This window comes from Shewanella halifaxensis HAW-EB4, assembly GCF_000019185.1.
GTDB lineage: Bacteria > Pseudomonadota > Gammaproteobacteria > Enterobacterales > Shewanellaceae > Shewanella > Shewanella halifaxensis.
The window spans coordinates 1,922,312-1,942,186 of record NC_010334.1 but is presented as its reverse complement, the minus strand read 5'-3'; the positions used below and the strand labels follow the sequence as shown (position 1 = coordinate 1,942,186).

Sequence of the window (19,875 nt, the reverse complement as noted above, 5' to 3'; positions counted from 1 at the left end):
TTGCTACTCATATCTAAGCGCGGTAGCAGGCTGCACATTCGCCGCTCTAATTGCGGGGTAAACGGTGGCAACCAGCGTGATCACTAATGTACCGACTACAATCCACGTCAGCTGGCTTAGTTCAAGCTGCACAGGTAAATTTTGACCTGCTCCTAAGATGGAGATCCCAAGTGCCTGAGTGATGGTGTTTAAGTTAAGGGTTAGCAAAGTACCGACCGCCACACCGGAGATGAGGCCGATAACAGCATTGAGCGAGCCTTGGATCATAAAAATCCCCATCACATTTGCTGTCGTTAAGCCTTGAGTCTTGAGCACGGCAACGTCAGTGGTTTTATCAACCACCATCATCACCAAGGCAGAGACAATATTGAATGCGGCAACGGCGATAATCAGGCTGAGCATTAAAGACATCATGTTCTTTTCCATCTTAACCGCGCCGAACAGGTGGCCGTAAGTGTCACGCCAATCCGTTGTAGTCACAGGCACGGCAAATTGGTCAATCACTTCAGGCGCTATTTTAGCGGCGTTAAAAGGATCATCTAGATACAAGCGCAACTCTTTAATTTCACCTGCTTTTTGTCTCATCAAGCGCTGAGCGTCATCATGATGGACATAGGCAAGCGTAGCGTCCACTTGTGAACCCATCTCAAATACGCCAGCCACGGTAAACTTGCGCTGGCTTGGCACTGGGCCAAGTGGTGTATACACCACGCCATCGCCGCTCAGCACGCGAATTTTATCCCCGGGGACAACATCGAGCATTCGAGCGAGTTCCGCGCCTAAAATAATGCGATATTTTCCAGACTCTAGTGCATCAAAATCACCGGAATAAACCTGCTTTGTAGTATTGGGTAAGCTTTTTTCCTGCTCTGGATAGATCCCATAAATCTGCGCAGCGCCAATATTACTCGGCGATTGCACCATGGCTTGAGTAGTGATACTGGGGGTCGCGCCAATGATGCCGGGAAGCCCGTTCAGCTTGGCGACTTGTTCAGGCCAATCAACAATCGCGGTTTGCGAATGCACGGTTAATTGCGGCACGGCACCTAAGATCCGCTGTTTAAGCTGCCCTTCAAGGCCGTTCATAACAGAGCTGACCACAATGAGTGCTGCGACACCGAGTAAAATTCCAGAGACGGCAAAGATGGTAATAAATGATGCAAATGCATTGGATTTACGTGCTCGCCAGTAGCGATAACCAATATAAAACGATAATGAAAAATTCATTAAAAAACCCAAATATAATCGACTTAAGCTGAGCTCGATAGCCATGGTAATTAACTGGCTAGCCCCCATTAAAATGGGATAACAGATCCCCAGCGCTTCGCAAAAAGAACTAATATTTCCTCAATATCTTCTTAATACTGATTAAATACTAAGACATTTGTGTGTCTAACCTTGCTAATTCATAAAGATGCGCACGATAATAGGGGTATTAGCCCCCTAAAAACAAGAGGCAAAACCCTTGTTAACCGACTCTACAGCCTATTTTAGTATTAATCATCCATTTGATGTCTATTTGAGTCCTTGGGATAGTGCTAAACCACTACCGTCGCCCGAGCAACTAGCTATGATGTTGCCCACCAGCTTACAGCTTATTAGCGATGTTAACGCCCTTGAATCAGATTGCCTTATACAGCTGCGCCACCTCGATGACGAAGCAAAAGCTGTGGTGGAGTTTTTAAAGCTACAGTCCCGTAAGATTGACATGGTGCTGCAACACGTCATGGCCAAAGAGGAATATGAGGGAACCCGCTATAACGGCAGCCGTTTCGGTGGTAGTGGTATTACCCTTGTTAGCACTGCGCCAATTGAACTTGGACAGATGTTTCAAGTGACATTGCACATTAAAGAGGAGCTCGTGGCTCTGTTATGCCTTGCTAAAGTGAAAAGCTGCACCTTGCTTGAAGCCGATACACAAGCTAACTCTGAAACAACTTCAGAAGCTAAGCCTGCTCAATACGCCTGTGAACTGGCCTTTAGTGTGATCCAAGACAGCGATGTAGAACAACTGGTCAAAGCCAGCTTAAGCATACAGCAGAAGCAACTTAAACTGCGCAAGTTAGCCCGCTAAGACAAACAGAATTTTCACTGGCATGAGTTGAAACAAGCCTCTACAATACTTAGCAACTTTACTGCTAATGGACTTGTTTCCTCGCCTTAATGAATGCTTTTTCCGTATTGACTCCACCAGCGGTCAAGAGTGCCAAATTGGCACAAACGCTGTGTACACTTAGCGGCGCAGCCCAAGCGCTAACCATCGCCAATATTGCTAAGCAACACCAGGGGGTGACCTTGGTCGTGACTGCCGATACGCCTAACGCTATCGGTCTCGAAGCTGAGCTAAGTTATTTACTCAGTGAGCAATCAATACCGATCTGGCTGTTCCCTGACCGAGAAACACTGCCTTACGATAGTTTTTCGCCGCATCAAGATCTGGTTTCTCAGCGACTCGAAGCCCTATCACGGATCCCTCAAGCTCAGCAAAGCGTTGTCATTGTGCCCGTCACCACCTTAATGGTGCGCCTACCGCCGCAATCATTCCTTACCGGCAATGTTCTGATGCTCGAAAAAGGCGATAAATATCGTCTTTTGGATGTGCGAGAGCAATTAATAAATACCGGCTATCATGTGGTTGAGCAAGTTTATGAGCATGGCGAATTTGCCGTGCGCGGCTCTATCATCGATATTTTCCCTATGGGCTCGAGCCAGCCTTTTCGAATCGAGTTATTTGATGATGAAGTGGAAACTATCCGCAATTTTGACCCCGAAACTCAGCGCTCAAGTAAAGAGATAAATGCGATCCGCTTGCTGCCAGCAAAAGAGTTTCCAACCGATGACGCCGCCATCGAAGGTTTTCGACAAAGATATCGCCGCCGCTTTGAAGTCTTGGTCAAAGAGCCGGGGTCGATTTATCAAATGGTCAGCAAGAAAACCATGCCTGCCGGTATTGAAAACTATCTGCCGCTATTTTTTGATGAAACCGCGACCTTATTTGATTACCTGCCCGACTCAACTCAGCTTGTCACCGTAGGCGATATTGAAACAGCGACTCAATCGCACCTTAATGAGGTTGAAGCGCGTTATGAAGATAGGCGCGTCGATCCATTAAGACCATTGTTAGCACCGCAAGAGCTGTACCTGCTTACAGAGCAGGTTTTTTCCTCTTTTAAGGCCCTGCCTCGCTTTGGGCTTAAAAATGAAACCTATACTGGCACGGCTCTACAAGGCAAAGTCAGCAAACTTCCGGATATCAGCGCCAATCATAAACTCAAACAGCCGTTAACCGAGCTTGATAAATATGCGGCACTGGGCGATCGCCTCCTATTTAGTGCCGAATCAGAAGGCCGCCGTGAAGCGCTATTAGAGCTGCTCGCTAAGATTGATATCAAGCCTAAACTGTTTAGTCACTTCGATGAGTTCGTCGCCAGCAAGACAAAACTGGGTCTGATTGTTTCTCCGCTGGCCCAAGGCTGCATCGTTGAGAAGAAAACGGGTGGCAAATTTAGTTTAATTTGCGAAACCGAGCTCTTTGGTCACCGTATTTCACAGCGACGCCGTCGTGATAAACAGCGCCAGATAAGCTCCGATGCACTGGTTAAGAACCTTGCCGAGCTCAAAGTCGGCCAACCCATTGTTCATTTAGATCATGGTGTAGCGCGCTATCAAGGCTTAGAAACCTTAGACACTGGCGGCCTCGTTGCCGAGTACCTTGTACTTGAATACTCAGGCGGCGATAAACTCTATGTGCCAGTGTCATCATTGCATCTCATCAGTCGCTACAGTGTTGGTCCAGATGAAGAGGCAACACTTAACAAACTCGGTAATGAAACTTGGGCCAAAGCGAAGAAAAAAGCGGTTGAGAAAATTCGCGATGTCGCTGCAGAGCTGCTTGATGTGTACGCCCGTAGGCAAGCACGTCCTGGTGAAGCTTGCCACATTGACCAAGAAGAATACGCCCAATTTGCCAATAGTTTCCCTTATGAAGAAACCGTTGATCAAGAGACCTCAATTAATGCGGTACTTGAAGATATGCGCTCACCAACAGCGATGGACAGACTAGTATGTGGTGATGTGGGCTTTGGTAAGACAGAAGTGGCTATGCGAGCCGCCTTTGTTGCCGTCAATGATGGCAAACAAGTCGCCATTTTAGTACCGACGACCCTGCTGGCTCAGCAGCATTATGAGAACTTTAAAGACCGTTTTGCCGACTGGCCATTTAAGATTGAAGTGATGTCTCGCTTTAAAACGGCGAAAGAGCAAACTCAGGTGATGAAAGACTTGCTCAACGGCAAAGTCGATATCGTTATCGGCACCCACAAATTGCTGCAATCGGAGGCTAAGTTTGAGAACTTAGGCTTGTTGGTCATCGATGAAGAGCACCGTTTTGGCGTAAGACAAAAAGAGAAGATCAAGGCGCTACGAGCCAATGTCGATATCTTAACTCTAACGGCGACCCCTATACCTCGCACATTAAATATGGCGATGTCGGGTATGCGTGACTTGTCGATCATTGCGACCCCGCCAGCCAAACGACTCGCCGTGAAAACCTTTGTCAGAGAATACGATGAAGCCACTATCCGCGAGGCATTACTGCGTGAAATCTTAAGGGGTGGCCAAGTCTACTTCTTGCATAACAGTGTTGAAACCATTGAAAAGCGCGCAGCTGAAATTAGCGAACTCTTACCTGAAGCAAGAGTTGTTACCGCCCATGGTCAGATGCGTGAGCGTGAACTTGAGCGGGTGATGTCTGATTTTTATCATCAACGCTTTAACGTATTGGTGTGTACCACCATTATTGAAACCGGTATTGATGTGCCATCGGCCAATACCATCGTCATTGAACGGGCTGACAACTTTGGTTTGGCGCAACTGCATCAGCTTCGTGGTCGTGTCGGACGCTCGCATCACCAAGCCTATGCCTATTTGATGACACCTCATCCAAAGCGAATGACAAAAGATGCCCGTAAACGTCTTGAAGCCATTGGCGCGTTAGAGGATCTCGGTGCAGGCTTTATGCTGGCTACCCAGGATTTAGAAATTCGTGGTGCCGGTGAACTGCTTGGTGACGAACAGAGTGGCCATATCTCCAAGATTGGTTTTACTCTCTACATGGAGATGCTAGAGGATGCGGTTAAGTCACTAAAACAGGGCAAGGAGCCGTCGCTTGACCAGATGCTACGTCATCAATGTGAAGTTGAGCTGCGAATTCCTGCGCTATTGCCAGAAGATTATGTCGCTGACGTCAACATGCGCTTATCTTTATATAAACGCATTGCCAACTGTGAAACCGCTAAAGCCCTTGATGAATTAAAAGTCGAGTTGATTGATCGTTTCGGTATGTTACCCGAAGCCACCAAAAACTTGATGGAAATGACGCTTTATAAGCACTTAGCCACACAGTTAGGCTTAAGAAAAATCGAAATGCATGCTAAAGGTGGTAGTATAGAGTTTGGTGAAAATAACAAGGTTGACCCAACCTTTATCATCGGCTTACTGCAAACTCAGCCCCAAGTATATCGAATGGACGGGCCCAATAAGCTAAAATTTGCTATGCCTTCTGAAACAGCAAAAGATAGGCTCGCATTACTCAAACTGTTAATTGAGCAGTTGTTTCAACATCGTCTTGGAGAATGATCGTGTTAGGACTATCTAAAAACAAGCTAAGCGCAGCTTTAGCTGTTAGCCTTTTATCCAGCCTATCTGTAAGTGCCTTTGCAGCAGAGGAGCGCTGGTTTGAGGTCGAAGTCTATATCTTCGAACGCGATGTACCCAGCGTAGAGCAATGGCCTACGAAGATCACTGAAGCACGTAGCCGAAAAACCGTCGACTTTATCACGCCTATGGTCAGCACTGACTTAACCGCGGTGAGTATGGGGCTTAACGGTTGTACTTCAACTGATTGGGCGACCGACAGCGTAAACTGCAATGAGCAGATGAGCAGTGCGAACCATAAAGCGATGGCGGATGTGCCGATGCAGATAGCGGCGGCAAAGCCTGCTATCGCGCATTTAGGTGATGGCGCTGTGTTACTGGCTCAGAGCCAAAGTCAGTTTCAAGATATTATGGCAACGATTTCTCGCGAAAAAGGCACCCATAGCCTTTTACATATGACTTGGCAGCAATCTATGCTTCCGCGTAATCGCGCTGTTCCCGTTAAGTTGTATTCGGGTCATGATTACTCTGAAGAGTATGAATTTAACGGCCACCCTATTAAAGCTACAGATCCCAGCTCTGAGTTTGGCAACTTTGACTTTATGGGCTCACAGCTTAGCAATGATGCCAACAAACCGGTGTGGAAGTTTGACGGCACAATCAATATCTATCTGCAGCACTATCTGTTTATCGAAACTGACTTTAGATTACGTGAACCGGGTAGCAAAACCGTTTTAGTGGCTAAAAATGAGCTCAGAGCGTCTGCTAATGAGATAGAAACCGGGACAGGAACAGCAGAAACAACGCCTCAAGAAGTGACGACACCTTACCTTTACTCTATTCCTATGGTGCAAAATCGTCGCGTGCGTAGTGATGAGGTGCATTATTTTGACCATCCTAAGATGGGGATGATCATTCAGATAAGAAAAATGGAGCCTCCTACCGCTAAAGTCGCAGAAACAAGCATGGACACCGCGACCTTACCCGAAGCAAGCATTTAAAGCTAAATAATTGAAAAGTCGAGGTAGATCTCATCTGCCTCGTCCTCTTCAACCACCACCGCTTCAACTCGAGACATGGGTGCGCCTATATAGCACCAGCTAATCAGCTTATCCACGGCTAGCTGGCTACCTTGGGCTAAGATCTGTACCGAGCCATCACTCAGGTTACTCACATATCCCGTCACGCCCAGAGCATTGGCTTGAACCAGTGTGTTTTGCCTATAGGAAACACCTTGTACTTTCCCTTTCACTTTAATCATGACACGCTTCATCGCCAGTTCCTTATATGAGCGTTAGTGCAATCCCTATCGAGGGTTTGTTTAACTAATATCAAGATTTAACTTATAAATAAGATAACCCAAACCCCTGCATTGAGCAAAATATCCCCATAAAAAAACCACCTACAGCAAGATTGCTATAAGTGGCTCTATTGGGCTTAAAGTACCAAGACTGAAAGATTAGTCTTTAAACTCTTTAATTCGATTTAGCTGGGCCGCAAGAGATATGAATTTGTGCTGCTGCTCTTCATCCCACTCAATAGAATAATAATCCTTTAACGCAGACTCGACTTGCGTGTTGTCATTAACGTCATCCTGCCTTGCTAAAATACACAGCGACTTACCCGTGTTCAAATCACGAAAGCCCTTCACACATTTATTGGCGATATCGCTGTACTCTTCTGGTCTATCAATACTGCCGACCATATTCTCTTGAGGCTTCAAATTTGGATTAATGAGTACCGACTTAATTCCATTTAAAAAACCAATCCGCTCAGCCCAGTAACCGCCTAAACCTACGCCTATAATTAACGGCGACTCATCATCAGATGATGCGATCTGCTTACTCACTTCATTAAGTAAATGCTGCATATCGTTTTTGGGATGCTGGGTGCTGTAACTCACTAAACGTACATCATCGTCAATGAATTGCAGCTGACGCATCTTGTCGTGATTACCTGGGCTTGTTGCGTCAAACCCATGAAGATAAAGGATCATTCTCGTGCTCCAAATAATTTTGTGTACATAACTAACTGCTAACTTAGCAAGCTGAACTTGTATCTGTGTTGCGTTAAATCAAATTTTTAGCAATAGCTTTTGCACGCTCCCAACGTGTATTGTCTTCAAGGGCTCTGGTCACTCGGCTCAGTTCTGGCTTTAGTAAGTTTGCACTAAGGCCCTTATCATCACTCGGCCACTGAACGTTATTGAGTACCTCAGTCGCTCCTTCGCTATCGTTACACACTAAAATCATGTTGCAGCCCGCATCGAGAGCAGCCTGCGCCCTTGCCGTGTATCCACCAGCCACTGCAGCGCCCTTCATCCCTAGGTCATCAGAGAAAATGACGCCGTTAAACGTTAATTGCTGACGCAGTACGTCTTGCAACCAAAATGAAGAGAAACCCGCAGGCTGACTATCGACTTTAGGATAAATAACATGTGCAGGCATAATGCCTTGTAATCGATTTTTGGCGATTAACGCCTTAAATGGCTGCATGTCATTAGCAAAAATATCATCTTTTGTGCGCTCATCAACTGGCTTAGCAATATGCGAGTCGGCTTCGACGCTGCCGTGGCCTGGAAAATGTTTGCCAACCGCGCACATACCCGCTTGTTCCATACCATCAATAAATGCACCAGCAAGTTCTACCACCTCAGTCTTATCAGGGCTAAAACTTCTTGTGCCTATCACTTGGCTAACACCATTTAAGTCGAGTACGGGGGCAAAACTCAAATCGATATCAACAGCCAATAACTCAATAGCCATTAGATAGCCTAGCTCTGTAGCCCACTCCTTGGCCTGTGCCATATCGCCTTTTGCAGCGGGTAAAATATCTCCCATCGCAGGCAGAACCGTAAAACCATCACGAAAACGCTGTACTCTGCCACCTTCATGATCGACGGCAATCACGATATCGGGACGAACCGCGCGAATAGACTGAATAAGGGTGACAAGTTGGACGCGATCAACATAATTACGACTAAATAGAATCAATCCACCTATCATAGGGTGAGCTAATTGCGCCGATTCAGCTGCACTGAGCTCCGTGGACTCGATATCTAACATCAAATAACTCATATAACCCTCTAAATTTTTAATCACGATGTCGCTATAGTCTAACTAAACTTGGAATAGCCTCGTCCTTTTCTCATAACAGAATGAGCAATAAACACATGTTAAACAACCATTATTTAAAAAATGGCAGCCTAAAAAACGACGATTTTGTTAATAAAGTATAATTAGCTTATCTAATGTTTGAAAATTGCATACAAAAAAACTAATGATAGAGAAAAAGCCAAAGTATGGGATACTTTTTTACATCAATTAATTCAAGCGACTAAGATTAACATTAAGTATCGTTGCTACACGCTGAAGAAATGAAATATATCAAGAATAGAGTCATTCCTCCATTGAGTTCTATCTTCAGTTATATCTTAGCGAATGGGTAATAATTATAACGACTAGAGTAATAAAGGTTTAGCATGATTAGTGTATTCGACATGTTCAAAATTGGCATCGGACCATCAAGTTCTCACACTGTGGGTCCCATGAAAGCCGGCAATATATTTATCGAACAACTACAAGCATTAGATCACCTCGACAGCATAGATGAGTTACGTTCAGAACTGTTTGGCTCTTTAGGTCAAACAGGTAAAGGCCATGGTACAGGTAAAGCGGTGATCTTAGGCCTAATGGGTGAAGCCCCTGATACCGTTGATACAGACCGCATTGATGGAATTCTAGAGCAAGTCAGTAACAATGAACGCTTAGTCCTTGCCTCTGGTCGAGAGGTACTTTTTACACGTGCTAACGGCATTATTTACCATAGACGTAAGAGCCTCCCCGCTCACGCCAATGCTATGACCTTATATGCATATAAAGATGGCCAATGCGTTTATGATCGCACCTATTACTCTGTCGGCGGCGGGTTCATTCTCGATGAGGATGAAATTAAAGCCCAAGATGCTTCACCTGCGGCTCCCATTAAATCGGCTCCTTTTGATTTCGACTCGGCCCAGCATTTGCTCGAGCTTTGCACTGAAAATGGCTTCAGCATTTCGTCACTCATGATGGCCAATGAACTGAGCATTGCCGATGCTGACGATATTCACGACAATTTGTGGCAAATATGGCAAACCATGAAGACCTGTGTCGAACGTGGCTACCAAAAAGAAGGCATACTGCCTGGCGGGCTCAAGCTTAGACGCCGTGCACCTTCACTTCACCGCCGTTTGAAGGCAGAAGGCAGAAACTGTGTTGATCCACTCACGGCGATGGACTGGGTCGACCTATTTGCACTTTCAGTTAACGAGCAAAATGCCGCCGGCGATCGCGTTGTCACCGCTCCAACCAATGGCGCTGCAGGTATTATTCCGGCGGTACTGTGTTATTACGACATGTTTGTGCAAGAAGTCGATAGAGACGTATGCTCTCGCTACCTGCTTACCGCCGCTGCAATTGGTATTCTTTATAAGAAGAACGCATCTATCTCTGGCGCTGAGGTCGGCTGTCAGGGTGAAGTTGGTGTAGCTTGCTCTATGGCCGCTGCCGCGCTGACTGAGATCATGGGCGGCACTGTTGAACATGTTGAGAATGCCGCAGAAATCGGTATGGAGCATAACCTAGGATTAACCTGCGACCCTGTAGGCGGCCTAGTACAGGTGCCTTGTATCGAGCGTAATGCTATGGGTGCGGTAAAAGCGATTAATGCCTCTCGCATGGCGATGCGAGGTGATGGTAACCATAAGGTCTCACTCGACAAGGTGATTAAGACCATGATGGATACCGGTAAAGATATGCGTAGTAAGTACAAAGAAACCGCTAAGGGCGGCCTAGCGGTTAATATCGTAGAGTGTTAATCACTGACTTTTGTATAGTTGGTATAACTCAATAGCTTAACGTCTAAAAACAAAAAACCTCGCAATAGCGAGGTTTTTTATGCTTTTATGTTTTGTTAGCGCACTGGAAGCTCAATATCTTTAAACATCGCCTCTATCTGCTGCGCATCTCTTAGCGCTACGGCTTGCTCAACGACGGGACGAGTCAAGTGCGGAGCGAAATACTCAATAAAATCATACATATAAGTGCGTAGAAAGTTTCCTTTCCTAAAACCTATCTTAGTCGTGCTATGGGCAAATAGGTGACTGGCATCGATTGCGACTAAATCTTTATCCATATGCTCGTCAATCGCCATCGAGGCAATCACTCCGACACCGAGTCCAAGCCTTACATAAGTTTTCAGCACATCGGCGCTGGTTGCACTGAAGACGACTCTTGGTTCAAGCCCTGCGCGGTTAAAGGATTTTTCGATTTCAGATGCACGATCAAAGCCAAATACATAAGTGACCAAGGGGAAACGAGCGAGATCTTCAATACTAATATTGCTTCTCGATGCCAACGGATGATCACGCGTTACCACAATAGAGCGGTTCCAGTGATAACAAGGCAGCATGATCAAGTCACTGTACAGGTGCATTGCTTCAGTCGCTATCGCAAAGTCAGCATCGCCTCTAGCGGCCAGCTCACTGATCTGTGATGGCGTACCTTGGTGCATATGTAAGTTAACTTTAGGATAACGGTCAATGAAGCCTCGAATGATATGCGGCAATGCATAACGTGCTTGGGTATCTGTGGTGGCGATATTGAGTTCACCTTGATCGGGCTTAGTGTACTCTTCTGCCACTTTCTTGATGCTTTCAACCTTACCAAGTATATCATTGGCAATGTTGATCACCTGCTGACCCGCAGGGGTAACATGAGTGAGGTGTTTGCCGCTACGCCCAAAAATTTGGATCCCTAGTTCATCTTCAAGCATACGTACTTGTTTACTGATACCAGGCTGAGATGTATACAGATTTTCCGCGGTAGCAGAAACATTGAGATTGTGATTTACGACCTCTGCAATATACCTAAGTTGCTGCAACTTCATCTTTTATCCTTCCAATGGGCAGGCGAAGTACCTGTCTAATAAATAAGTAATGACGCATTTAACTATAATTATTGGTTATAGTACAAGGCAATAATTAAATCAAATGGAATATAGCATAATAGTCGAACACTGCGAAGCAGTTATATCGAAAGCATGATGAAGATTACTACCCTAGAATGTTGATTTATAGTAGCATTAAACGAATTGTAAATTTATTGGTTTTGCTATGATATTTGCTTCAGTCTTGATTTTACTCGGCGTCCTATTACTTCTAGTAATCGGAATTAGCATCATTCAGCAACAAAAGGCACGAGTAGAAGCTGAGCGACGTATTGAGCTTGCACGCCATAGAGCTGTGATCGATGAGACCGAAGAAGTTTTATCTAATACAGGCCTGTTCCCTTGCTCATCAGATCTTATTCTTATGCTTTACCGAAGAGTTGAAAACGCACTGACTGGCGCGCTTCCTATCGCTCGTAATCAGAGTAGCGATTACGAACGCCGTCTAATTGATTTGCGTGGCCAGATCCAAGTGCTGCAGTCCACGCCAAAACCTGCGCCCGCTATCGAGCTATTTCGTTTGCCAGACAGTGACCGACAGATCCTCACCCTTGTACAAACGCTTAAAAAGATGAAAGCGATTTTACGAGCCGAGCATAACAAGGGCAAAGTTGATCCCAGTGTTTTCAGCCAAGAAGAGCAGCGTATCGATAGCTTACAGCTACGTATAAATGTTGACTCTATGCTAGGGAGAAGTAGAGCAGCCTGCTTTATGAAGCAGTATGGTTCAGCCAAGCAGATGGTCACTAAGGCGTTAGCTACGCTACATACGATTAAGGCCCAGACCCCAAATGATCCATTTATCGCCCAAAAGGTAGAAGAAGCGAAAGCCATGCTTGAGGAGATCACTGGAGCTCAAAAATCCGCTCAACCTGTGGTAATAAAATCAAAAAGCGATGACGATGATATTGATGTGTTGTTCCAACCGAAGAAGAAATGGTAAAGCTAAATCATCATTTTTAGTATGGGGCTAGGTTAAGAGACAGGTTGAGGAGATAAGTTGTTTCTAGTTAGATGACTAATACCAATCAGTATAATTACCAATCAGTATAATCCTGTTAACTTTATACCAATTGCATTAATCCATAAGCACAAAAAAGCCCCGACGATTCGGGGCTTTTTTATGGCTTAGAAAAACAAATTACTCTGCTTTTTTCGCCTTAGCCTTTGGCTTAGCTTTGGCCTTCGGTTTAGCTTTTGCTTTCGCCTCAGTAACCCACTTGCCATCAATATACTTTGATGACCAGCCAGTAGCCTTGCCATCAACATCGGTCGCTACATACTGCTCTTTAGTCTTACGGCTAAAGCGCACAGAAGCCAGGTTACCGTCATCATCTGCCACTGGAGCATCGGCTAGATACTGATACTTAGGCCATAGTAGCTCACGATACTTAATCAGTTCTTCCACTAACGGACCACGTGTTTCTCGTGACTTAGGGAAAGTACTCGCGGCAAGGAAAATACCTGCGGCGCCGTCTCGTAATACAAAGTATGCATCTGATTTAGTACATTTAAGCTCTGGTAAATGAATAGGATCTTCTTTAGGCGGCGCAGCTTCGCCACTCTTAAGCAGTTTACGCGTATTCTTACACTCAGAGTTAGTACAACCAAAGTACTTACCAAAACGACCGTTTTTAAGCTCCATATCGTTGCCACAACGATCACACTCAATAATCGGACCTTCGTAGCCCTTGATCTTAAACTGACCGGCTTCGACTTCGTAACCATTACAGGTAGGGTTATTACCACATACATGCAGCTTACGTTTTTCATCAATTAGGTAGCTATCCATGGCAGTACCACAGATACCACAACGGTGTTTAGCACGCAGCGCTTCAGTTTCAGCATCTTCACCACCTTCACTTATCGCTTCTTCACCAGGCGTTAAGTTCAAGGTCGTCTTACAACGCTCTTTAGGTGGTAATGCATAACCTGAACAGCCAAGGAATACGCCAGTAGTCCCCGTTCGGATCCCCATTGGACGACCACAAGTCGGACACTTAATATCATCAGCGATCACCATTTCATTCGGGCGCATACCGCCCTCTTCTGGTGGTAACTCTGCAATTTCTAGCTGTTTAGTGAAATCTTTATAGAAGACATCAAGTACTTTCTTCCACTCAAGCTTACCCTGGGCAACATCATCTAATGTTTGCTCCATGCTCGCAGTGAAGTCATAGCTCATCAGATCTTGAAAACTACCGACTAAGCTGTCACTGACAATTTCACCCATCTTCTCAGCGTAGAATCGACGGTTTTCAACTTTCACATAACCACGGTCTTGAATGGTTGAAATAATCGTTGCATAGGTAGATGGACGACCAATACCGCGCTTTTCTAACTCTTTAACAAGAGAAGCTTCACTGAAACGCGCTGGCGGCTTAGTAAAGTGCTGCTTAGGCTGTAACTCTTTTAGCGTAACGGCATCACCTTGTGCCACATATGGCAAGGTGTTGTCTTCTTCGTTTTTCTTCTTGATGGCTGTTTGAACGCGTGTCCAACCATCAAAACGTAGAGTACGGCCCGTCGCTTTTAACTCATAATCACCGGCTTTAACGGTCAAACGAGTTGCATCGTATTTTGCAGGAGTCATCTGACAAGACACAAACTGACGCCAAATAAGCTCGTAAAGACGCTGTGCGTCACGCTCCATGTCCGACAAAGATGCTGCGCTAACTTTTACGTTAGAAGGACGAATCGCTTCGTGAGCCTCTTGAGCGCCCTCTTTGCTGCCATAACGGATCGGAGATTCTGGCAGATACTTATCGCCATATTCTTTAGCAATCATATCGCGCACATTATCTAGCGCTTCTTGGCTTAGGTTTGTCGAGTCGGTACGCATATAAGTAATATGGCCCGCTTCATACAAACGTTGAGCCATCATCATGGTCTTCTTAACGCCATAACCTAAACGCGTACTCGCAGCTTGCTGTAACGTTGAAGTGATATATGGTGCAGAGGGCTTGCTTGATGTTGCTCTATCTTCACGAGCAGCCACCACAAAGCTTGACTGAGATAATTGACTAACTGCAGTTTGGGCTTGAGTTTCATTAACCGGGTTAAATGCTTTGCCTTGGAACTTAACGACCTGCATCTTCAGCAAGTCATCGGTTAAGGTATTTAACTCAGCATGAACATCCCAGAACTCTTCTGGCACAAATGCTTTAATTTCGCTTTCACGCTCAACCACTAGACGAACAGCCACAGACTGTACGCGACCCGCAGATAAACCACGTGCCACTTTCTTCCACAACAGTGGTGATGCCATAAAGCCTACAACACGGTCTAAGAAGCGACGTGCTTGCTGTGCATTGACCATGTTAGTGTCGAGCACTGATGGCTGACTAAATGCATCTTGGATAGCAGACTTAGTAATCTCGTTAAATACCACACGCTGATAACGAGACTCGTCACCACCGATCACTTGCTGTAGATGCCAAGCAATTGCTTCTCCCTCTCTATCCAAATCGGTTGCGAGATAGATATGGTCAGCAGATGCTGCCAGAGTTTGAAGTTCTTTAACGACTTTTTCTTTACCAGGTAAAGTTTGATATTTGGCTTTCCAGCCATTTTCGGGATCGACCCCCATACGCGCAACTAACGCTTGCTTCGCTTTTAAACTCTTATACTCAGCCTTCTCCTCTGGAGACATCTTCTTCACTTCAGCAGCCGTTTTACTAACAACTTTAGCTTCTGAACTCGATGATGTAGGCAGATCACGGATGTGACCCACACTCGACTTAACGATGAAATCTTTGCCTAGATATTTATTAATAGTCTTGGCTTTGGCCGGTGATTCGACGATTACTAGCGATTTACCCATAGATTAATTTGCGCCAACGAGTCTCAAAAATCGGAAATTTGGCTCCATATATAGAGTGTTGTGTAATGAGTTTCAAGCTAATCCCTCTTTTTTTTGCACTGAAGTACCATTTTTTAACCGTTTTCGAAATAAATGTGAAAAAAAATAGTGCGTATTTAAAAACTAATATTTCATTAATAGTCATCAAGCATGTATCAGTTGTGCATTTTGATGCAAATTCAATATTCTCACCAAATTATACTCGCTTGTGCAGCACTCAAGCTTAAGTATACTGACCGTAATAATTACAACTCAGAAAAGAAATTACAACCTGAGACACCCTAAAGGAAAACAAGAATGAAGCATTTTGAAGCGAATTTCGACGGCCTCGTTGGGCCAACGCATAATTACGCTGGTTTATCATTTGGTAACGTCGCCTCATTAAATAACGCTGCTGCAACCTCAAGTCCAAAAGATGCCGCAAAGCAAGGACTCAAAAAAGCAAAAGCGTTAGCCGATCTCGGTTTAGTTCAAGGAATGCTTGCCCCGCAAGAACGCCCAGACCTACACACACTGCGTAGAATAGGTTTTACTGGCACAGATGCTGCAATCCTTAATAAAGCTGCGAAAGAAGCACCAGCGCTTCTTCGGGCCTGCTGTAGTGCATCAAGTATGTGGACAGCTAATGCAGCCACGGTCTCTCCGAGTGCAGACACTCACGATGGTAAGCTACATTTCACCCCAGCTAACCTTGTCGATAAGCTTCACCGCAGCATTGAGCCGATAACTACAGGTAACATTCTTCAAGCTACGTTTAACGATAGCCGTTATTTCAAACATCACCAACATCTGCCTGAACATACCAGCTTTGGTGATGAGGGTGCAGCTAATCATACTCGCCTCTGTGAACAATACGGACATGCTGGTGTTGAACTCTTTGTCTATGGCCAGGAAACGACTAACCCTTCGGCGCCAAGACCCCAAAAATTTCCTGCTCGTCAAACTCTCGAAGCTTCACAAGCCGTTGCGCGTTTGCATCAATTGGATGATGACTGCACGGTTTATATTCAGCAAAACCCAGATGTGATTGACCAAGGTGTTTTTCACAATGACGTCATTGCCGTAGGCAACCAGAACGTCTTGTTCTACCACGAGCAGGCGTTTTTAAATACCCAAGCCAAGTTAACTGAAATTAAACGCAAGTTTGGCGAGTCAGCGATTCACTTTGTTGAAGTACCGACCTCAAAGGTTGCGATTCAAGACGCAGTGAAGAGTTATCTGTTCAACACCCAAGTGGTGACCTTACCCTCGGGCGAAATGGCAATTATCGCACCAACAAACTGTCAAGAAAACCCAGCGGTGTTTGCCTACCTCAACGAACTCGTCACCCTTGATACACCGATTAAGCAAGTGCTTTACTTTGATGTTAAACAGAGCATGCAAAACGGCGGCGGCCCAGCTTGCTTGCGCCTACGCGTCGCCATGAATCAAGATGAAGTGGCAGCGGTTAACCAACACACCTTAATGAATGATGCGCAGTTCACTCGCTTAAATCTGTGGGTCGATAAGCACTATCGAGACCGTCTGTTAGTTGAGGACCTAGCCGATCCACAATTGCTCCTTGAATCACGTACTGCTCTTGATGAACTCACTCAAATCATGAAGCTAGGCAGTGTTTATCAATTCCAGAGATAAACTCTCGCACTTAGTTTTTCCGATTTACAAGTGTAAAAAAGCCCCGCATTGCGGGGCTTTTCATTACAATTAATTAGTTTATTGAGATAGGTAATGAAAGCACCTGAGTTTTCACTCCGCCTGGCGTCTCTACAGTGACAAGGAATGTACCTGAGTTTGGCTCATCCTCCCCTTTTAACGTCACGCTAAACTGGCGCCCGCCATTATAATTGGTGCTAGGCCAAACGTACTCTGAACCACTCACAACCGAACCCGCGCTAGCAGTAAAACGAACCTTAGAGCCTGCTGGCATCTGCTGGTTGTGAAGATCGGAGATGGTAAAATACACAGTACCCGTAGCCTTACCGATAATATCGATACTTTGATCATAAGAACCGTTAGCGCCACTATAACTATCAACGATTAATACGCGAGAAGGGTCTGTAGCCAATGCCGAGCTACCAGACATCACGATAACCAAGCTGCCACGAACATAAAGAGACTTAGAGTCACTCACGCCATCGGCGCAGGCGTCATGAACCGGATTTGAGCACAATACCCCGTTATATTTACCATCTTTAACATCAAAGACACCATTAGAGTTAAAGTCTATTAATTCTTCTAACTCGCCACCGAGTTGACCATTATCTTGCTGAGGGTTAAACAGGCCATCTTCATTGTAATCATTGAAGGCATCATCTAAATCAAATGGCATGCCGCTTACATCAGTTTGTGTCCTAAACGCCGTAACTTCATCGGCATCAAAACGACCGTTACCGTTTAAATCAGGGAATGACTCTTCACCAATAGCTGTAGCAGAAATTGTCGCTCGTCCGCCATACTTTTGGCCGTAATGGTTACCGTACACACCTAAATTAGAGTCGAAAGATAAAGTCGCGATGGGATCGTTAACTATCACTCCAGCACCATTGATCAACTGATAGCCTTCAGGCCTCGCTTGTTGACTCGTCCAGATAACGCTACAAGCACCTTTTTTAGTCTGACAAGCATCTTCAATTGAACCGCCTTCGGTGGTAAATGAGATCGTTGTTCCGTCTGGTACAGGGTTGTTAAATGCATCTGCCAAGCGAGCTGTGACACTAACCTCTGTTCCATCAACATCCCACCCTTCGGCATTTAATACTGAAGCAGATAACGAGAAGCTATCTTGATCTGGGATCCCTGTAGACACCACAAGCTCACTCGACTGACTCGAAATGACAGGATTAGAATCGACTACAGTCCCTGTTACACGTACTGACGTTGCAACCGTACCCGTTCTCACCACAGTTTGTGCAATACCTTGATTGTTAGTTGTTGCTGTTTCAGGATCTAAACTAATTCCACCAACATCGGTGTTGAGCTTAAAAGACACAGCTTGATTACTAACAGGGTTACTATTTGTATCTAATACCTTAAATTGAACAACTGATGACTCTACGCCGCCAGTACCTAGAATACTGATATTTTGAGGGGTAGCAGATAGAAATACGATACTCCCTACATCAGCGGCTAATACTTTAATGGTTGCCGTTGCCGCTAAGTTCAATCCTCCAGCATTAGCAGTCACATTAATCGCATCATCCCCTTTACATCCCTTTGCTAAATAAGTGGTGGTCGCCACACCATTGACTGAAGGGACTGGAGAACTAATCTCTGCTTCTGGGCTTGGTTTAGTTGAACAGGTTGAAGAAAAATTAACATCGACAGGTTGAGTAAAAGGATTACCATTTTCATCTTGAATTGCAACCGAGATTGTTGCAGTACCGCCAGCGGTTAGTTCATCAACACTGACATTTGCAACACCTTCTTCAAAAGGCGTACCACTGCCCATTACGACGTTTGTTGCACCAACGACTACGACCGCTTTGCCCTCTTCACCACTTGAAAGTGAAGCAATCACTTCTCCTGCGCCCAGCGTACTGCCCGCATAAATATCAACAGTTGCTTTACCATTTGCATCGGTTACTGCAGATTTGATAGGAAGATCACCAATGCTTGTTTCAAAGGTCACAATAGAGGGTTTATTAATACCACTCACTGTTGCCGTAACCTTACCTGGTATCGTTGTCGTAATAGCATCAATAGGTGCGCCATTAGTATCTGTTAATGACACAACGATTGATGCGCCATTGCTCACTTCACCACCGTCACCTTCCATGACAAAAACCAATGGTTCAGACACCACATCACTATATCCAGCGACCTCCACGGTTAATGAGCCCGCACCAGGAATATTTGAAGTGGCTAATAAGACTTTAGCTGTACCATTACCATCGGTCTTATCTGTACCAATACCGGGGACAAAGGTTCCTATTGAGCCGTTATCAAGTTTAAAAGTCACAAGCTTTCCAGCCAAAGGGCCATTGAGAGAGCTGGTAACAACTGCGGTAACTTCAGCTGGTTCCTCAGCTTTAATGGATTCTGTGTTTGAAATTGAAAGTGTGACAGTAACAACCTCTGTCGGCTCTGGTGGATTAGGGTTGTCTGGATCGGTTGAAATGCTGCCGCCCCCACTACAACCTATAAGGAAAAACGACCATATTAACGCAATAAAAGTGCTATAAGCTGACTTCATGGTCAGACTCCCTGTTACTCAAATTATTATTTTCGGCAATACCTTGATCACCCAAACACCTACATTACACAATTTAACCATAACCTTTCCACAATAAACCATTATTTATTTACTATATTCAATCAAAACTTTAACTTCTACACCATTTCCTCGGTGACACTTTCTTGTTAGGCTTTAT

General features: G+C 45.1%; 13 protein-coding genes. 6 read left to right on the top strand and 7 right to left on the bottom strand.

What is annotated here, in order from left to right; all coding sequences use genetic code 11:
• Positions 1 to 3 precede the first annotated feature (3 nt).
• Entirely contained in the window at positions 4 to 1,227 is a 1,224-nt protein-coding gene (locus SHAL_RS08375; protein WP_012276719.1) for a lipoprotein-releasing ABC transporter permease subunit, read from the bottom strand.
• 238 nt (positions 1,228 to 1,465) lie between these two features.
• Here SHAL_RS08375 and SHAL_RS08370 point away from each other — a divergent pair, with 238 nt between their 5' ends.
• The 3 genes from SHAL_RS08370 (at position 1,466) to SHAL_RS08360 (ending at position 6,656) form a co-directional block, all read left to right on the top strand.
• Positions 1,466 to 2,074: a hypothetical protein gene (locus SHAL_RS08370; RefSeq protein ID WP_012276718.1), complete on the top strand. Its 609-nt coding sequence runs from the start codon at positions 1,466 to 1,468 to the stop codon at positions 2,072 to 2,074.
• Between the two features lie 89 nt (positions 2,075 to 2,163).
• On the top strand, positions 2,164 to 5,637 hold the full coding sequence (gene mfd / locus SHAL_RS08365; RefSeq protein WP_012276717.1) for a transcription-repair coupling factor: 3,474 nt from the start codon (positions 2,164 to 2,166) through the stop codon (positions 5,635 to 5,637).
• A 2-nt stretch (positions 5,638 to 5,639) separates the two neighbouring features.
• Positions 5,640 to 6,656 carry a peptidoglycan binding protein CsiV gene (locus SHAL_RS08360; protein ID WP_012276716.1) on the top strand — a complete coding sequence of 339 codons (1,017 nt, stop codon included), beginning with the start codon at positions 5,640 to 5,642 and terminating at the stop codon, positions 6,654 to 6,656.
• A 2-nt stretch (positions 6,657 to 6,658) separates the two neighbouring features.
• Here the strand turns inward: SHAL_RS08360 and SHAL_RS08355 are convergent, their stop codons facing one another.
• The 3 genes from SHAL_RS08355 to nagZ all read right to left on the bottom strand — a co-directional run bounded on the left by SHAL_RS08355 (position 6,659) and on the right by nagZ (position 8,732).
• Positions 6,659 to 6,928, bottom strand: coding sequence for an acylphosphatase (locus tag SHAL_RS08355; RefSeq protein WP_012276715.1), 270 nt, complete (start codon positions 6,926 to 6,928; stop codon positions 6,659 to 6,661).
• 186 nt (positions 6,929 to 7,114) lie between these two features.
• Complete coding sequence (ycfP, locus tag SHAL_RS08350; protein ID WP_012276714.1) at positions 7,115 to 7,651, bottom strand: alpha/beta hydrolase YcfP; 537 nt, start codon at positions 7,649 to 7,651, stop codon at positions 7,115 to 7,117.
• Between the two features lie 73 nt (positions 7,652 to 7,724).
• Positions 7,725 to 8,732 carry a beta-N-acetylhexosaminidase gene (nagZ, locus tag SHAL_RS08345; protein ID WP_012276713.1) on the bottom strand — a complete coding sequence of 336 codons (1,008 nt, stop codon included), beginning with the start codon at positions 8,730 to 8,732 and terminating at the stop codon, positions 7,725 to 7,727.
• A 404-nt stretch (positions 8,733 to 9,136) separates the two neighbouring features.
• On the opposite strand from nagZ, the gene SHAL_RS08340 reads away from it, so the two are divergent.
• On the top strand, positions 9,137 to 10,513 hold the full coding sequence (locus SHAL_RS08340; protein ID WP_012276712.1) for an L-serine ammonia-lyase: 1,377 nt from the start codon (positions 9,137 to 9,139) through the stop codon (positions 10,511 to 10,513).
• A 95-nt stretch (positions 10,514 to 10,608) separates the two neighbouring features.
• Here the strand turns inward: SHAL_RS08340 and cysB are convergent, their stop codons facing one another.
• Positions 10,609 to 11,583: an HTH-type transcriptional regulator CysB gene (gene cysB, locus SHAL_RS08335; RefSeq protein ID WP_012276711.1), complete on the bottom strand. Its 975-nt coding sequence runs from the start codon at positions 11,581 to 11,583 to the stop codon at positions 10,609 to 10,611.
• Positions 11,584 to 11,809: 226 nt separating this feature from the next.
• On the opposite strand from cysB, the gene SHAL_RS08330 reads away from it, so the two are divergent.
• Entirely contained in the window at positions 11,810 to 12,586 is a 777-nt protein-coding gene (locus SHAL_RS08330; RefSeq protein WP_012276710.1) for a hypothetical protein, read from the top strand.
• Between the two features lie 198 nt (positions 12,587 to 12,784).
• On the opposite strand, the gene topA is transcribed toward SHAL_RS08330, so the two are convergent.
• A complete protein-coding gene (gene topA / locus SHAL_RS08325) occupies positions 12,785 to 15,466 on the bottom strand; it encodes a type I DNA topoisomerase (protein ID WP_012276709.1) in 2,682 nt (893 codons plus the stop codon).
• 336 nt (positions 15,467 to 15,802) lie between these two features.
• On the opposite strand from topA, the gene astB reads away from it, so the two are divergent.
• Positions 15,803 to 17,140 carry an N-succinylarginine dihydrolase gene (astB, locus tag SHAL_RS08315; protein WP_012276708.1) on the top strand — a complete coding sequence of 446 codons (1,338 nt, stop codon included), beginning with the start codon at positions 15,803 to 15,805 and terminating at the stop codon, positions 17,138 to 17,140.
• 73 nt (positions 17,141 to 17,213) lie between these two features.
• Here the strand turns inward: astB and SHAL_RS08310 are convergent, their stop codons facing one another.
• Positions 17,214 to 19,697 carry an Ig-like domain-containing protein gene (locus SHAL_RS08310; RefSeq protein WP_012276707.1) on the bottom strand — a complete coding sequence of 828 codons (2,484 nt, stop codon included), beginning with the start codon at positions 19,695 to 19,697 and terminating at the stop codon, positions 17,214 to 17,216.
• Between the last annotated feature and the right edge of the window lie 178 nt (positions 19,698 to 19,875).

Bases quoted from the DNA above. Each gene is read 5' to 3' on its own strand.
- SHAL_RS08375 (WP_012276719.1), bottom strand. From the start codon at position 1,227: ATGAATTTTTCATTATCGTTTTATATTGGTTATCGCTACTGGCGAGCA.
- mfd (WP_012276717.1), top strand. From the start codon at position 2,164: ATGAATGCTTTTTCCGTATTGACTCCACCAGCGGTCAAGAGTGCCAAA.
- SHAL_RS08355 (WP_012276715.1), bottom strand. From the start codon at position 6,928: ATGAAGCGTGTCATGATTAAAGTGAAAGGGAAAGTACAAGGTGTTTCC.
- ycfP (WP_012276714.1), bottom strand. From the start codon at position 7,651: ATGATCCTTTATCTTCATGGGTTTGACGCAACAAGCCCAGGTAATCAC.
- nagZ (WP_012276713.1), bottom strand. From the start codon at position 8,732: ATGAGTTATTTGATGTTAGATATCGAGTCCACGGAGCTCAGTGCAGCT.
- SHAL_RS08340 (WP_012276712.1), top strand. From the start codon at position 9,137: ATGATTAGTGTATTCGACATGTTCAAAATTGGCATCGGACCATCAAGT.
- cysB (WP_012276711.1), bottom strand. From the start codon at position 11,583: ATGAAGTTGCAGCAACTTAGGTATATTGCAGAGGTCGTAAATCACAAT.
- SHAL_RS08330 (WP_012276710.1), top strand. From the start codon at position 11,810: ATGATATTTGCTTCAGTCTTGATTTTACTCGGCGTCCTATTACTTCTA.
- topA (WP_012276709.1), bottom strand. From the start codon at position 15,466: ATGGGTAAATCGCTAGTAATCGTCGAATCACCGGCCAAAGCCAAGACT.
- astB (WP_012276708.1), top strand. From the start codon at position 15,803: ATGAAGCATTTTGAAGCGAATTTCGACGGCCTCGTTGGGCCAACGCAT.
- SHAL_RS08310 (WP_012276707.1), bottom strand. From the start codon at position 19,697: ATGAAGTCAGCTTATAGCACTTTTATTGCGTTAATATGGTCGTTTTTC.